This window comes from Parapedobacter sp. (assembly GCF_035556095.1).
GTDB lineage: Bacteria > Bacteroidota > Bacteroidia > Sphingobacteriales > Sphingobacteriaceae > Parapedobacter.
Map to the genome: position 1 here is coordinate 139,971 of NZ_DATMFT010000022.1, position 14,155 is coordinate 154,125.

Here is a 14,155-nt window from a genome sequence, read left to right on the forward strand (position 1 = left end):
GAGAGGTTGTCTCAAAAGGGCAACCTCTTTTTGTTTATGCCTTATTACGTCTACATCATCAAAAGAAGCCGACTTTCGGTTTTACATTTTTAATCTTAGATATACTTCATCTCCATCGCGTTGTGGATGAGCGCAGCCACATTGGTTACCTTAAATTTTTGAAGCAGGTTGCGCCGATGGCTCTCCACCGTGAGTGGACTGATGAAAATTTTCTCACCAATCTCCGCAGAGTTCAACCCCTGTGCCAGCCAATAAAGCACTTCTTTCTCGCGACGGGTAACCACCGGTAAATCTCCCGACTTTATACCGTCTATAATCTCCCGAACGTTATTGCTGAGGCCCATCCCACCCGAAACAACCTCATGAATAGCATTCACCACTTCATCCCGGGAGGCATTCTTAAGCAGATACCCTGAGGCCCCGGCCTGTAGCATGCGCTGAATGATGCTGTGTTCATTGATATTGCTGATGGCTATAACCTTGCAGGCGGGATTTAACTGCTGTATCTCCGAACAAGCATCAATGCCGTTTTTGCCGGGCATATTGATATCTAGGAGCACGATATCTACTGCCCCCCGCCCGATGTAAGCCAACCCGGTATCGGCATCCGCAAACGTTTCTACAAGCCGGATGCCGGGAATATCCTGCAGCATGAATGAGAACCCCTGCAGTACAACAGGGTGATCGTCGATGATAATGATGTTCAACAAATTACTATCCATATCAAATCGGTATTTCAATATTTATGGTTGTTCCGCGACCGGGATAGCTATCTATTTCCACCATGCCGCGCAATATTGCCACCCGATTTTCCACATTTTTTAATCCGAGCCCCTTTTTGCCCACTTCCTGCGGATCAAACCCACAGCCATCATCTTCAACTGTTAAAGAAAGGGATCGATCGTTCTCGCTGCACTGTACGATGATCTGACTGGCGCAGGCGTGTTTAATGGCATTATTGAGCAATTCCTGCACAATCCGGTACACGCCAATCAGAACGGGTTGCGGATAGGTGGTACTCAGATAGAACCCATGGAATTTCACCGAAGTCCCCGGGGTATCCATAAATTCGCACAAGTCGGCTAAGGCCGGCTTCAATCCCATATACAACAACGACTCGGGCATCAAATTGCGAGCTACCCGCCGCAACTCATCAACTGACCGGTCAAGCTCACGGATTACAGATTCCATCTCGTTATTCTGCACCGCCGTCTGCTCCCGCTCTTTGGTTGCTACCGCCGATAAGCGCAGCTTCACCCCCGCCAGCAAACCGCCCAGTCCATCATGCAGGTCGCGCGAAATCCGGTTTCGTTCTTCTTCTTGTCCTTGTAGGATGGAGTCGAATTGCTTGATTTGCTCCTGTTGTTTAAAGTTGAGCAGTTCTTCTTCATGCAGTCTTTCCCGCTGACCTAAAGCACGGCGGTTGCTACGTGCCAATTTCCACGAAAAATAAGCGATCGTTAGCGCGATGGTCAGGCTCGCTACAAGCAACATAATCCAGAGCCGGTTTCTGTCAATTGCCGATTGCTGCCGTCGATTTGCATCCTGCAATTTCAAGATTTCGTTTTCCTGTTCAACCGTTTGGAATTTTTTTTCAAGAGCCAGGATTTTCAACGCAGTCTCGCTCTCCTGTAACGAATCCTTGGCCAACGCGTAATCGCGCATTTGTTCGAACGCCACCTTGTAGTTGCCGAGATGGTACTCTGTTTTGGCCATTTCGCGGGCATGCAGTAGCCGGTTATGGGAGATGGTATGCGGTACGTGGGTATCGGCAATTGCTAAGTACTTTTTCGCGTTCAGATACTCTCCCCAATCCCGGTAAGTCGCATAAATTTCAAAATAGAGATCACGAAGGGAATAATCGTCCAGCAAATCCTCGGCTATTGCAATCCCGCGGTGAAAAGTTGCCAATGCCCGCTCCTTGTTCTTTATCCGCCGGAAATAAAAACCTGCGGTGCGGTAGTAATATGGGGCATAGGTCGAATGAGGTACTGCGTGTAGCTGTACCTCGGCGCTGTCCAAATAACGTTTTGCCTGATTGATATCGCCTAGATTCATCTCGTTTTTCGCAGCATTTACGTATACGGTCAGCTTATTCTCATATGCATGCGAAAAATTAGAAAGTGTATGTATCGCCTGCTGATAATACTGTGCTGCTGATTCGAAATCGTTGAGATTGCCGAGTATCAACCCGATGTTCTGTAGATGTTGGCTTACCGCGCTACTATCGCCCGCCATGCGTGAGTAGGGAAGCGCCCGTTCAATAATAATGTCTAAATATTTCGCCGCGCTATCCTGTGCCTGTAGTAAGGTACCGTAATTATTCCACGCTTTTGACTGATACACGTAAGCCCGTGGAAACGAATATTCGGCCAGCAGATGTGCGGCACGCTGGTAATAGGATTTGGCCTTCTCCATGTCGTGCGCATAGATCACGTTGGCACGGTGATGCCATAATAAACCCTGGTAATATGCACTCGGATTTACACCCATAATCCGCCTTGCCTTCTCAATATAACCGAACGCCTTCGAGGTGTCGCGGTCTGACCAAAAAAAACTCAGTTCGAGCAAACGCTCGATTTTCGTACTATCATCCGGCGATTGCCGTACAAGCTGCTCTAGGCTATCTGCAAAGGCACCTCCAGTAGACTCACCCTGCTGGGCAGATACCCCGATACAACACCCCCCTACAATTAGCAAACTAACAAACCATTTCATCTATTTTTATTTTCAGTTGTCAGATGGAGCCTTTGATGGTTCATATGAGGTCTCCAACGTTTCAAAGGTAGTCGCATCAAACAGAAAAAACAATCCACGAAAACACGTGTTTTCTCCAGCCACATTCGAAAAACACCTCGAATTAAATGTTAAATATTTTAGTATATTATTGAATTAAATGATTGAATTTCTAAAATTATTTGTATTTTTACTAAAAATATTAGACGTTATGAATATAATATATCAGCAGCATTACGGCCTTCACTTGTACGAGTACTTATTAATTATCGAGCCTAACGGTCTTGCACAGAAACAATTACGGGCTTTCAAACACTACTTTATCAACAGCTACCGCTATCCGAATGCGGTTGTTTCCAAAAGTCACCTAACGTTGATGCGGTTTATCCAGTATAGCAGCTACGAGAAACACATGATTAGGGAATTTCATCGGATAGCCGAGATGGCAAACCCTTTTGACGTGGAACTGCAAGGGTTTGGCAGCTTCGGCCATACATTATTCGTAGATGTCAAATCAGCAATCCCTATCCTACAACTGCTCGCTAGGCATCGCCGCACACTCCGTCCATTGGTGAGCGGCGTAAAGGGGCATGTGGCCCGGTTCGTAACCAAACCCCACATCACGATTGCCAGAAAACTGACACCATCGCAAAATGCGAGTTTATGGCCCATTTGGAACCGCACTGACTATCGTGGTGAATTTCGAGCACGGAATATGACATTGTTGAAGCGCCGCGTAGGTACACACGTCTATTCAACCGTTCAGAAATTTGAGTTTTTGGGCTTATCCCCTGTTTTTACGCAGGGGAAATTGTTTGCCTGATACCACACAACGGTTATCCGGCCCGTAGTGCTGCCTCATCACCATACATCATCTTGCGAAGATTATTGAGGGCGTAACGCATCCGGCCCAACGCCGTATTGATACTGACTTCGGTAACCGCTGCGATTTCCTTGAAACTCATATCGCCATAGTGACGCATAATCAGCACCTCTTTTTGGTCGTCCGGAAGGCGTTGTATCATACGCCGCAGATCACGATGGGTCTGCTCGCGAATCATCCGTGCTTCCGCACTTTCATCTGAAAATTGCAGTACATCGAAAATATCAAAGCCTTCGCTGTTTACCACCACAGGCGTACGCCGTTCTTTCCGGTAATAATCAATGACCAAGTTATGTGCTATCCGCATCACCCAAGGCAGGAACTTGCCTTCTTCGTTATAGCGGCCGCTTCTCAGGGTATTGATTACCTTAATAAAGGTATCTTGGAAAATATCCTCTGCTAGGGTTTCATCTTTTACCAATAGATAGATGGATGTATATAATTTGGCCTTGTATCGGTCAATCAAAATCTCGAGGCCTGCTTCGTCACCCGCCACATACAGGCGGATAAGCTCTCGGTCGGTTCGTTGTTCAAGCTTCATAATACGCTACTCCCGCTTTTTACTATTTTCAACAAATAAGTAATCTCTTTCTTGTAGTCGTATTTCCTATAGCAGCTCTCCTTTCAATAATTATGTAACTAGGTCAAAAAAAAGGAAAATTTTCAGCATTTCAAAGCTTTTGTTGGAATTTCAGTTTTTCTTATCGGTTTCAACGCTATCAGCTAATCAAAAAAGCCTTGTCCCGTATTTCCCAGAACAAGGCTTTTCGTTGCGTAACGACCGATGATTATTTATACAACGGATATTCGGCCATCAAGGTCCTTACTTTATTGTGAATCTTATCCAACGCCGTGTCGTCGTCATGTTTCAATAACGCCACATCAATCATCTCTGCAATCTCCAGCATCTGGCCTTCTTTAAGGCCGCGTGTCGTGATTGCCGCAGTACCCAACCGGATACCCGATGTGACAAACGGCGACCTGTCATCAAACGGCACCATGTTCTTATTGATGGTGATACCGGCCTTGCCCAAAGCGGCTTCAGCAGCTTTACCACTGATTCCTTTATTGCGGAGGTCGATAAGCATCAGGTGGTTTTCGGTTCCACCCGATATGATGTTGTAATCTTTATTCACGAACGCCTCTGCTAACGTAGCTGCATTTTTCTTTACTTGGACGATATATTCCATGTAGTCTTCGCTCAATGCTTCGCCGAACGCGATTGCTTTAGCTGCAATAATGTGCTCCAACGGCCCCCCTTGCGTACCCGGGAAAACAGCTAAGTCAAGCAATGACGTGATGCTCCGGATTTCGCCTTTCGGCGTTTTGATACCCCAGGGGTTTTCAAAATCTTTACCCACCATGATGAGGCCACCCCGCGGCCCGCGAAGTGTTTTGTGAGTTGTTGTGGTCACCACGTGGCAATGTGGCAGCGGATCGCTTAGTAGTCCACGGGCGATGAGGCCCGCTGGATGCGATATATCGGCCACCACCAGTGCACCGATTTCGTCAGCTACACGGCGGATGAAAGCGTAATCCCAGTCGCGCGAATACGCCGAAGCACCGCAAATGATAACTTTCGGCTTTTCTTGTAGAGCCACCTCTTCCAACTGTTTATAGTCAATCAAGCCCGTTTCCCTATCTACACCATAAAATAGCGGTTGGTATAGTTTTCCCGAAAAATTGACCGGCGAGCCATGCGTAAGGTGCCCGCCATGCGAGAGGTCGAAACCTAAAATCTTATCGCCGGGCTGCAGCAAAGCCAAAAACACAGCGGCATTGGCCTGTGCGCCTGAGTGCGGTTGCACGTTCACCCACTCCGCATTAAACAGCTGTTTAGCTCTTTCGATGGCAATCGTTTCCACCTCATCAACGACCTCACAACCGCCATAATAGCGCTTACCGGGCAAGCCTTCGGCGTATTTATTGGTCAATACAGATCCCGCGGCCTCCATCACTTGCCGGCTCACGAAGTTTTCTGATGCAATGAGTTCGATGCCTTCTTCCTGGCGCTTGAGCTCTTGGTTGATTAATTTAAAAACGGTTTCGTCCCTTCTCATTGTGGTACAAAGAATTGAATGTTAAAAAGTTGCGCAAAGATATAAACTTGAACGCAATATTCAACCCATCAATTGACTTTTGATGGTTTTTAATGCCATATCATACGGATTTTCATCCAAGGCGGCCACATGCGCTAGCAGCACGGTACTGAGTTCCTTAGCGGTTGCATTTGGCGGTAGGCCGGCGCCGACATTGCGTATGAGGGCTATCGTGTTGTCCTTTACACGTTCGGTGACCGACCATGCCACGTCACTTACATACAGCTGCTGGGTAATGTTGTGTTGATATTCGGCACGAATCTCTTCAATAATCAGGTGTTCAAATGCTTTCGCATCCAAATCGGGGTTATGCAGACGCACTGCTGCGCTGGTAGGATTGATCCGTTCAATCAGCAGTACCAGCCGCTCATAAGCCTGCAACCGCAGTGGTAATACTTCTTTTTTTGCCGCATGCCCTGCTTCCCATGTTTTGAGCCGGAAAATATGGCTATTATACTTCGTCCAAAACATCCAATTGGCTACGCCGGCCACCGCGCAACCTGCCAGTATATACTTAAAAATATCAATAGAAAATGAAGCAATATCCATCTATTCCGTTTGTTTATGGAACGTAAAAATCTCGGCAACACTGCAAAAGTGGGGATTATTTATGTATTTTTGCATGGTTTGGACGAATTAAAAACGAATTAGATTAGCAAGAAGATGAGTACAGCGACACAATCACCTTCCGCACCATTGACATTGACGCCAGGAGCGATCCAGGAGCTTAAAAAATTAAGGGAGCAGCAGGAGTTATCCGAAGCGTTCGGCCTGCGTGTGGGTGTTGAAGGAGGTGGATGCGCCGGCATGAATTATGTCTTGGGATTTGACCAAAAAAAAGAAGGTGACTCCGAGTACGACATCGCCGGGATACGCGTATTCATGAACAAGGCGCATGGGCTATATCTTGCGGGTATGGAAATCGATTTCAAAAGTGGTTTGGATGCGCGGGGTTTTGTATTCAACAACCCGAATGCCGAAAGTACCTGCGGTTGTGGGTCTTCTTTTTCGGCTTAACACCCCAAGAAGCTCATTTCGAGAATTTCCGATGGGAATCCTGGGAATCCGTTCCGAGCCGATTGCGGCTTTGCCTTTTTATACCTCCCGCTTACCAGTTCCTTACCTTTTCTTTACCACTTGCTTAGTCTTTGCTTACTACTGGCTTACCTTTTCCTTACCAAATCCTTACCTCCGCCTTACCTATTCTTTACCAAATCCTTACCTATTCCTTACCAAAGGGGTCAACAAATGGCAAGATGTCCTATACTGAAATAAGTTTACACTAAGGAAGCATATTACTACTATTAGTTTACTGCTAAATTTTCTTTTACTGACTATCGTTTACAATAGCCCATTTGATTACTGCTGGCTGTTTACATAGGCATTGATTTTAGTTGTCTGATTATTTTTTTCGTTCATATGTGTTTCCTCGGGGGTCCTGTAATTACAGCTGGCGTGGAGCCTGAGGCGATTGTAACGTAAGATTGCGCCATCTACGGCCATCCGGGCATCCCCTAGGGATTTAAACGTCCTATACGGGTCGAATTCGACTTTCAATATCCCATTGACCCTTTCGGCGATAGCGTTGTCTTAGAGGCTGGAAATAATCCATGGCTTTTACCGGAAGTCCGTACTTCCTTGCGATCTGTCCGGGACTGTAATCCCCGTCAAGGTATTTTAGCGCCAATTGAATCTTGAAACTGTCGGAATACTTGCTGTTCCGTCCCCGGTTCCCTTAGTTGGGCCGCTCGTTTATCATATCCATTTTTATCTGTTTTGATAAACTCCCTTATGTAAACTTTTTTTAGGAAGGGACAGAAAAGTATAAGCGCGAGCTGCAAAAGCCCTATGGATGTAATACACCCCAACTATCCGTGAGCACCGCAAAGCTGGTACGCATAATCAGCCTTTCCTTTTTCCTTTCGTACTAATTCTTTATCTTTGCATCCTCATTTTTGAACACAAATAATTGATGTACAAGGAATATAAGCAGCTGAATTTACCGGAAATCGGGAAAGAAATATTGGCTTACTGGCAGCGGGAAAATATCTTTGAAAAAAGCGTGGCTTCCCGCCCGGCAAGCAAGCCTTATACGTTCTACGAGGGCCCGCCTTCCGCCAACGGGATGCCCGGCATCCACCACGTAATGGCACGGGCCATAAAGGATATATTCTGCCGCTATAAAACACTGAAGGGTTACCAAGTAAAGCGCAAAGGCGGTTGGGATACGCACGGTCTGCCCATTGAACTGGCCGTCGAAAAAACACTTGGCATCACTAAAGAAGACATTGGCAAAACCATTTCCGTAGCCGATTATAATGCGGCATGTCGCCGAGAAGTGATGAAGTACACGGACGTATGGAACGACCTTACCGAAAAAATGGGTTATTGGGTCGATCTCGAAAATCCGTACATCACTTATGAGAATGATTACATCGAGACCTTGTGGTGGATCTTGAAAGAACTATACAATAAGGGGCTGCTGTACAAGGGGTATACCATCCAGCCGTATTCGCCAGCAGCCGGCACAGGCTTAAGTTCGCATGAACTTAACCAACCTGGCACATACAAACCCCTTAAAGACACCACCATCGTTGCCGAATTCCGTATCAAAAAGGACCAAGTGCACCCCGCTATGGCTACGCTTTTTGAAGAGGAAAACGAAGACACGGCCTTTATCGCATGGACGACCACCCCATGGACGCTTCCTGCCAACAGCGCATTGGTGGTGGGCAAGAACATACGTTATGTGAAAATCCGTACGTTCAACCAGTATACGTTTGAACCGGTCAGCGTGGTGTTAGCAAAAGACCTGGTGGGCCGCTTTTTCAAACAGGAAGGCCAGCAAATCCCCTTGAAAGACTACCACCGTAACGATAAAGTCATCCCTTGGGAAATTCGGGCAGAGTTTTCTGGAGCGGAGCTGCTCAACTTAAAATACCATCAGCTCCTGCCCTATGTCACCAATGAGGCATTGGAAGAAAAGGCTTTCCGCGTTATTGCGGGCGATTTCGTCACCACCGAAGATGGTACCGGTATCGTGCACTCATCGGCAACTTTCGGCGCGGACGACTTCCGTGTAAGCAAGGAAAACGATGTGCCAGGTGTATTCGTAAAGGATGAAAACGGCAAGGATATGCCCATTGTGGACAAGCAGGGCCGGTTCGTGGCGGAAATCGGCGAGTTCGGCGGACGCTTTGTCAAAGAGGAATTCTACAGCGATGACGAGCGGGCTACTGATGGATTCAAATCCACCGATGTGCTCATTGCCATCAAACTGAAAGAGGAAAATAAAGCCTTCGAGGTAAAAAAATACGAACACAGCTATCCGCACTGCTGGCGCACGGACAAACCCGTGCTTTATTACCCGCTGGACAGCTGGTTCATCCGTACCACCGCCGTAAAAGACGAGTTGGTGGCCCTCAACAAGACCATCAACTGGAAACCCGAATCGACCGGAACGGGCCGCTTCGGCAATTGGCTGGAGAACTTGGTCGATTGGAACCTTTCGCGCTCCCGCTACTGGGGTACACCCTTGCCGATCTGGCGCAGCGAGGATGAAAATGAGGCGATATGCATCGGCTCCATCGCCGAATTGAAAGCACGAATCCAGCAGAGCCTGGCTTCCGACGTGCTTAATGACGGTGAAAAAGATGCCCTCAAGAAATACCTGGATAAGTTCGGCACCGACCAGTTAGACTTGCACCGCCCCTATGTAGATGATGTGGTGTTGGTATCTGAAGCAGGCCAGAAGTTGTACCGTGAGCCTGACCTCATCGACGTTTGGTTTGATAGCGGTGCCATGCCCTTTGCCCAATGGGGATTAGACCAGGAAAAATTGGCTGCTGGCGATAAAACACCGTTCAAGGCCGGTTTCGAGGGGGCCTACCCCGCCGACTTCATTGCCGAGGGGGTAGACCAGACCCGTGGGTGGTTTTTCACACTCCACGCCATATCCACCATGCTCCGGCATTCAGTTGCCTTCAAGAACGTGGTTTCCAACGGACTGGTACTGGATAAAAACGGCAACAAAATGTCGAAGCGGCACGGCAATGCCGTTGACCCCTTCGCTACTATTGAGACCCATAGTGCCGACGCCACGCGCTGGTACATGATCAGCAATGCTGCACCTTGGGATAATCTGAAATTCAACGAGGATGGGCTAGATGAGGTACGGCGGAAATTTTTCGGCACCTTATATAATACGTATGCCTTTTTTGCGCTATACGCCAATATCGACAAGTTCGATTATAAAGAAGCCGATCTACCCATTGACCAGCGCCCGGAAATCGACCGCTGGATCATTTCACTACTTAACACCTTAACGCGCGAAGTAGATACCAACTACGCCGATTTCGAACCCACGAAAGCGGCCCGCGCTATTCAGATGTTTGTAGATGAACACCTCAGCAACTGGTATGTGCGGCTGTGCCGCAGACGCTTTTGGAAGGGCGACTACACCGAGGACAAGGTATCGGCTTATCAAACACTGTACACCTGCCTCAATACCATCGCCAAACTCATGGCACCCATCGCACCGTTTTTCAGCGACAGGCTTTACCTTGACCTAAACGGCGTAACGCAGAAAGAACAGGTCGAATCGGTGCATTTAGCCAACTTCCCCGCCTATCACGCGGAGCTGGTCGACAGCAGGCTGGAAGAACGGATGGCATTGGCACAAGACATCTCGTCGCTCACGTTATCGCTACGTAAGAAAACGGGGATCAACGTGCGCCAGCCCTTGCAAAAAATCCTACTTCCAGTACTGAACGATAGATTCCAACAGCAAGTGGAACAGGTAGCGGCTCTCATTCTTTCCGAAACCAACATCAAGGAAATCGAGTTCATTGCCGACACCTCCGGGCTGGTGAAGAAGAAGATAAAACCCAACTTCAAAGCCCTGGGGCCAAAGGTTGGCAAAGACATGAAAACGGTTGCAGCGGCCATACAAGCATTTACCGCCAATGAAATCGCGGAACTCGAGACGCAGGGCTCCATCACCATCACCGGCACGCCTTACACCATTCAGTTGGCTGATGTGGAAATCATTGCCGAAGACGTTTCGGGCTGGCAAGTAGCCAACCTCGGCCGGCTTACCGTGGCGCTGGATATCAGCATCACGCCGGCCCTGAAAAGGGAAGGCATTTCGCGTGAGCTTGTAAACCGCATCCAAAACCTACGGAAAGAACGCGGATTCGAGGTAACGGACCGGATAAAGGTAAGCCTGAGCGATATCCCCGATATTACAGAAGCGGCAACAGGTAATTTATCTTATATTCGCACCGAGATATTGGCAGACTCTTTGATATTCGAGGGTAACCTTATTTCCAATTATCGGATAGAGATTGCAGAAAAGGAATTGAATATATTAATCGAAAAAGTTTAAAATTATGGCAAATAGCAACGAAAAAACACGTTATAGTGATGCGGAATTGCAAGAGTTCAAGGAAATCATCCTCGACAAACTCCGTGTTGCCAAAGAAGAGCTTTCGGCTTTGACCAAAACGTTGAACAGCAGTAATGGCAATGGCACTGACGATACGGCAGGCACATTCAAAACATTGGAAGATGGTTCGGCAACGTTGGAGAAAGAACAGACGAACCAGTTAGCGGCACGCCAAAAGAAATTCATTGACAACTTGGAAGCTGCCTTGGTACGTATCGAAAACAAAACGTATGGCATTTGCCGCGAAACCGGCAAGCTGATCCAGAAGGAACGTCTTCGCGCCGTACCGCACACAACGCTGAGCATGGAAGCTAAATTGAAACAATATTAAATAGCTTTCAGCTAATACGATGAAAGGCTATACCAAACCCTTCATACTGATTGCCTCAGTGCTCTTGGTAGACCAGCTTTCCAAATTCTGGATCAAGTTGAACATGACGCTCGGCCAGGAATACAAGATTCTTGGCGACTGGTTCATCATCCACTTTACCGAAAACAACGGCATGGCATTCGGCTTGGAATTTGGTGGCGAGATGGGCAAACTGGCACTTTCGCTATTCCGTATTGCCGCGGTAATCGGCATCGCGTACGGCTTGCATTACATGGTCAAGAAAAAATACCACCGTGGTTTTATCCTCAATGTGGCGTTGATCTTTGCTGGCGCGATGGGTAACATCATCGATTCGACCTTCTATGGTTTGATCTTCAGTGAAAGCACCTGGTTCGAAAAGGCAAGTCTGTTCCCTGCCGATGGCGGCTATTCTAGCCTGCTCCACGGCAAAGTGGTCGATATGCTGTATTTCCCCATCATCAAGGGGGATTTCCCGTCGTGGCTTCCCATTTGGGGTGGTGAGGACTTCCTGTTTTTCAGGCCGGTTTTTAATATCGCCGATTCGGCCATTACCGTCGGTGTAGCACTTATCCTGATCTATCAGAAACGCTATTTCAAGGAAGAGTTAGTAGAGCCCGAGAGCTACAACAGCGAAATCATTGAAGATTAAATACCCGGAAACATCACATAAAAAAAGCGGCGAGAGCCGCTTTTTTTATGTGACCAGTTTTCACTAGACATCGTATGTCGTAGAGGATGTTTCACCTCCCCTACCCGTCCAATTCGTATGGAAAAACTCGCCACGGGGTTTATCGAGTCGCTCATAAGTGTGAGCGCCAAAATAGTCACGTTGCGCCTGCAATAGATTTGCGGGCAGGCGTTCGCAACGGTACCCATCGTAATAAATCAACCCAGCGCTCAAGCAAGGTACTGGTATGCCGTTCATGACAGCTGTGGCCACCACCTTCCGCCAGCCGCCTTGTGCAGCTTGTATTTTGTCTTTGAAAAAGTCGTCCAGAATCAGGTTCTGCAAATTGGGGTTCTTGTCAAACGCTTCCTTGATTTTACCTAAAAATGCCGACCGGATAATACAGCCTTCACGCCACATCAAGGCAATGCTGCCATAATTAAGCTTCCAACCGTACTCTTTCGCAGCTACGGCCATCATCTGGTAGCCCTGCGCATAAGAGATTACCTTCGCCGCATACAACGCATCCCGCAGGTCATTGATAAACGCCTGACGATCGCCATCAAATGACGGGATTGGTCCTTGCAGAACCTTTGACGCAGCTACACGCTCGTCCTTCAATGCCGATAGGCAACGGGCAAATACCGACTCGGCGATCAGCGTAAGGGGTACGCCCAAATCGAGCGCTACGGTTCCTGTCCATTTACCCGTGCCCTTCTGCCCGGCGGTATCGAGGATTTTATCGACCAACGGAACCCCATCCTCATCCTTGAATGCCAGGATATCTCGTGTAATCTCAATCAGATAGCTATCCAGCTCGCCTTCGTTCCAATCTTTAAACACTTCATGCATCTCATCAGGAGTCATGCCGAGCACGTCTTTCATGATATGGTAGGTCTCGTTAATCAACTGCATATCGCCGTATTCGATGCCGTTGTGCACCATCTTAACGAAGTGGCCAGCACCGCCGTCGCCTACCCAATCACAGCACGGTGTACCATCGGCTACCTTAGCGGCTATCCCTTGGAAAATCGGCTGTATCGCCGGCCAGGCTGCTTTCGACCCACCTGGCATGATAGACGGTCCCAATAATGCGCCTTCCTCACCTCCAGACACACCGGTACCCACGTACAACAACCCTTTGCTTTCTACATATTTCACCCGGCGTTCGGTATCGGGGAAATGGGAGTTGCCCCCGTCAATAATGATGTCTCCCGGCTCCAGGTGCGGAATCAACAGCTCGATGAAGTCGTCTACTGGTTTGCCTGCTTTCACCATCAACATCACTTTACGTGGCCTTTTCAGCGAACCGATTAGGTCTTCAATAGAAGTTGCACCATAGATATTCTTACCTTTGGCTCTACCATTAACAAAGCGTTCCACCTTATCTACAGTACGGTTGTATGCCGATACGTGGAATCCTTTGCTCTCCATGTTGAGAATGAGGTTTTCGCCCATTACGGCAATGCCGATAACGCCTATATCCGATTTTTCTTGCATAGTTTTTCCTTTTTTGTCCCAAAGTTATACTTTCACCTGCAGGAAAAAAACAAAAAGGGAAAAATGTTGTTCATAACTTATAATAACAGCGAACGAAAAGCTCAACAGAAAGGACATGAAGATGAACACAAAAAACAGTATCGTAACGTACGCATTGGTAGGACTTGCCGCCGGCACGGTGGCATGGTTATTATTGGGCACGAAAGAAGGTCGCAGACAGATGGATCGTGCAAGTGACGGTATACGGGAACTCAGCAAAACCATCCGGAAGACCACCAAGGAGGGTATTCGCAAAGCGTCGGAAATAGCCAATCGAGCTACCGACGAAATAGACAGCCTGCGCACCCAAGCGAAGAATAAAAGTCAATCCGCGATAAAAAAAGCGGACCGGATGGCAAAAACCGGAGTAAACGAAGCACGTAGCGCGATAAAGACCGCGAAGCGTAAGGCTGAAGAAGAAATATAGCCGCTT

At 47.8% G+C, this 14,155-nt stretch carries 12 protein-coding genes and 1 pseudogene; 6 read left to right on the forward strand and 7 right to left on the reverse strand.

Translation table 11 applies throughout. The features are described 5' to 3' along the window. Positions 1-95: 95 nt before the first annotated feature. Together VNQ80_RS14510 and VNQ80_RS14515 are read right to left on the reverse strand one after the other, a co-directional pair. Positions 96-722, reverse strand: a complete 627-nt coding sequence (locus VNQ80_RS14510; RefSeq protein ID WP_325639862.1) for a response regulator transcription factor — start codon at positions 720-722, stop codon at positions 96-98. Between the two features lies 1 nt (position 723). Continuing rightward, positions 724-2,718 carry a tetratricopeptide repeat-containing sensor histidine kinase gene (locus tag VNQ80_RS14515; RefSeq protein WP_325639864.1) on the reverse strand — a complete coding sequence of 665 codons (1,995 nt, stop codon included), beginning with the start codon at positions 2,716-2,718 and terminating at the stop codon, positions 724-726. Between the two features lie 229 nt (positions 2,719-2,947). On the opposite strand from VNQ80_RS14515, the gene VNQ80_RS14520 reads away from it, so the two are divergent. Beyond that, positions 2,948-3,559 (forward strand): 2'-5' RNA ligase family protein, encoded by a 612-nt coding sequence (locus VNQ80_RS14520; RefSeq protein WP_325639866.1) that lies wholly within the window; start codon positions 2,948-2,950, stop codon positions 3,557-3,559. 13 nt (positions 3,560-3,572) lie between these two features. Here VNQ80_RS14520 and VNQ80_RS14525 read toward each other — a convergent pair whose 3' ends face one another. From VNQ80_RS14525 to VNQ80_RS14535, 3 genes are all read right to left on the reverse strand, one after another. Next, on the reverse strand, positions 3,573-4,160 hold the full coding sequence (locus VNQ80_RS14525) for an RNA polymerase sigma factor (protein WP_325639868.1): 588 nt from the start codon (positions 4,158-4,160) through the stop codon (positions 3,573-3,575). A 247-nt stretch (positions 4,161-4,407) separates the two neighbouring features. Next, on the reverse strand, positions 4,408-5,679 hold the full coding sequence (gene glyA, locus VNQ80_RS14530; RefSeq protein ID WP_325639870.1) for a serine hydroxymethyltransferase: 1,272 nt from the start codon (positions 5,677-5,679) through the stop codon (positions 4,408-4,410). A 60-nt stretch (positions 5,680-5,739) separates the two neighbouring features. Then, positions 5,740-6,267 carry a hypothetical protein gene (locus tag VNQ80_RS14535; RefSeq protein ID WP_325639872.1) on the reverse strand — a complete coding sequence of 176 codons (528 nt, stop codon included), beginning with the start codon at positions 6,265-6,267 and terminating at the stop codon, positions 5,740-5,742. A 114-nt stretch (positions 6,268-6,381) separates the two neighbouring features. Between VNQ80_RS14535 and VNQ80_RS14540 the strand changes: the two genes are divergently transcribed. Next, positions 6,382-6,735 carry an iron-sulfur cluster assembly accessory protein gene (locus tag VNQ80_RS14540; RefSeq protein ID WP_325639874.1) on the forward strand — a complete coding sequence of 118 codons (354 nt, stop codon included), beginning with the start codon at positions 6,382-6,384 and terminating at the stop codon, positions 6,733-6,735. Positions 6,736-7,077: 342 nt separating this feature from the next. On the opposite strand, the pseudogene VNQ80_RS14545 reads toward VNQ80_RS14540, so the two are convergent. Further along, positions 7,078-7,305 (reverse strand): annotated as a pseudogene (locus VNQ80_RS14545) (integrase core domain-containing protein); the annotation flags it as partial. A 385-nt stretch (positions 7,306-7,690) separates the two neighbouring features. On the opposite strand from VNQ80_RS14545, the gene ileS reads away from it, so the two are divergent. The 3 genes from ileS to VNQ80_RS14560 are packed head-to-tail and all read left to right on the forward strand — an operon-like array spanning position 7,691 to position 12,165. Next, positions 7,691-11,104 (forward strand): isoleucine--tRNA ligase, encoded by a 3,414-nt coding sequence (gene ileS, locus VNQ80_RS14550; protein ID WP_325639876.1) that lies wholly within the window; start codon positions 7,691-7,693, stop codon positions 11,102-11,104. A gap of 4 nt (positions 11,105-11,108) precedes the next feature. Continuing rightward, positions 11,109-11,495 carry a TraR/DksA family transcriptional regulator gene (locus VNQ80_RS14555; RefSeq protein WP_325639878.1) on the forward strand — a complete coding sequence of 129 codons (387 nt, stop codon included), beginning with the start codon at positions 11,109-11,111 and terminating at the stop codon, positions 11,493-11,495. Positions 11,496-11,514: 19 nt separating this feature from the next. After that, positions 11,515-12,165 carry a lipoprotein signal peptidase gene (locus tag VNQ80_RS14560; RefSeq protein WP_325639880.1) on the forward strand — a complete coding sequence of 217 codons (651 nt, stop codon included), beginning with the start codon at positions 11,515-11,517 and terminating at the stop codon, positions 12,163-12,165. Positions 12,166-12,228: 63 nt separating this feature from the next. Here the strand turns inward: VNQ80_RS14560 and gnd are convergent, their stop codons facing one another. Further along, positions 12,229-13,683, reverse strand: coding sequence for a decarboxylating NADP(+)-dependent phosphogluconate dehydrogenase (gene gnd / locus VNQ80_RS14565; RefSeq protein WP_325639882.1), 1,455 nt, complete (start codon positions 13,681-13,683; stop codon positions 12,229-12,231). A 121-nt stretch (positions 13,684-13,804) separates the two neighbouring features. On the opposite strand from gnd, the gene VNQ80_RS14570 reads away from it, so the two are divergent. After that, positions 13,805-14,149, forward strand: a complete 345-nt coding sequence (locus VNQ80_RS14570; protein ID WP_325639884.1) for a YtxH domain-containing protein — start codon at positions 13,805-13,807, stop codon at positions 14,147-14,149. The last annotated feature ends 6 nt before the right edge of the window (positions 14,150-14,155 follow it).

Bases quoted from the DNA above. Each gene is read 5' to 3' on its own strand.
- VNQ80_RS14510 (WP_325639862.1), bottom strand. From the start codon at position 722: ATGGATAGTAATTTGTTGAACATCATTATCATCGACGATCACCCTGTT.
- VNQ80_RS14515 (WP_325639864.1), bottom strand. From the start codon at position 2,718: ATGAAATGGTTTGTTAGTTTGCTAATTGTAGGGGGGTGTTGTATCGGG.
- VNQ80_RS14520 (WP_325639866.1), top strand. From the start codon at position 2,948: ATGAATATAATATATCAGCAGCATTACGGCCTTCACTTGTACGAGTAC.
- VNQ80_RS14525 (WP_325639868.1), bottom strand. From the start codon at position 4,160: ATGAAGCTTGAACAACGAACCGACCGAGAGCTTATCCGCCTGTATGTG.
- glyA (WP_325639870.1), bottom strand. From the start codon at position 5,679: ATGAGAAGGGACGAAACCGTTTTTAAATTAATCAACCAAGAGCTCAAG.
- VNQ80_RS14535 (WP_325639872.1), bottom strand. From the start codon at position 6,267: ATGGATATTGCTTCATTTTCTATTGATATTTTTAAGTATATACTGGCA.
- VNQ80_RS14540 (WP_325639874.1), top strand. From the start codon at position 6,382: ATGAGTACAGCGACACAATCACCTTCCGCACCATTGACATTGACGCCA.
- ileS (WP_325639876.1), top strand. From the start codon at position 7,691: ATGTACAAGGAATATAAGCAGCTGAATTTACCGGAAATCGGGAAAGAA.
- VNQ80_RS14555 (WP_325639878.1), top strand. From the start codon at position 11,109: ATGGCAAATAGCAACGAAAAAACACGTTATAGTGATGCGGAATTGCAA.
- VNQ80_RS14560 (WP_325639880.1), top strand. From the start codon at position 11,515: ATGAAAGGCTATACCAAACCCTTCATACTGATTGCCTCAGTGCTCTTG.
- gnd (WP_325639882.1), bottom strand. From the start codon at position 13,683: ATGCAAGAAAAATCGGATATAGGCGTTATCGGCATTGCCGTAATGGGC.
- VNQ80_RS14570 (WP_325639884.1), top strand. From the start codon at position 13,805: ATGAACACAAAAAACAGTATCGTAACGTACGCATTGGTAGGACTTGCC.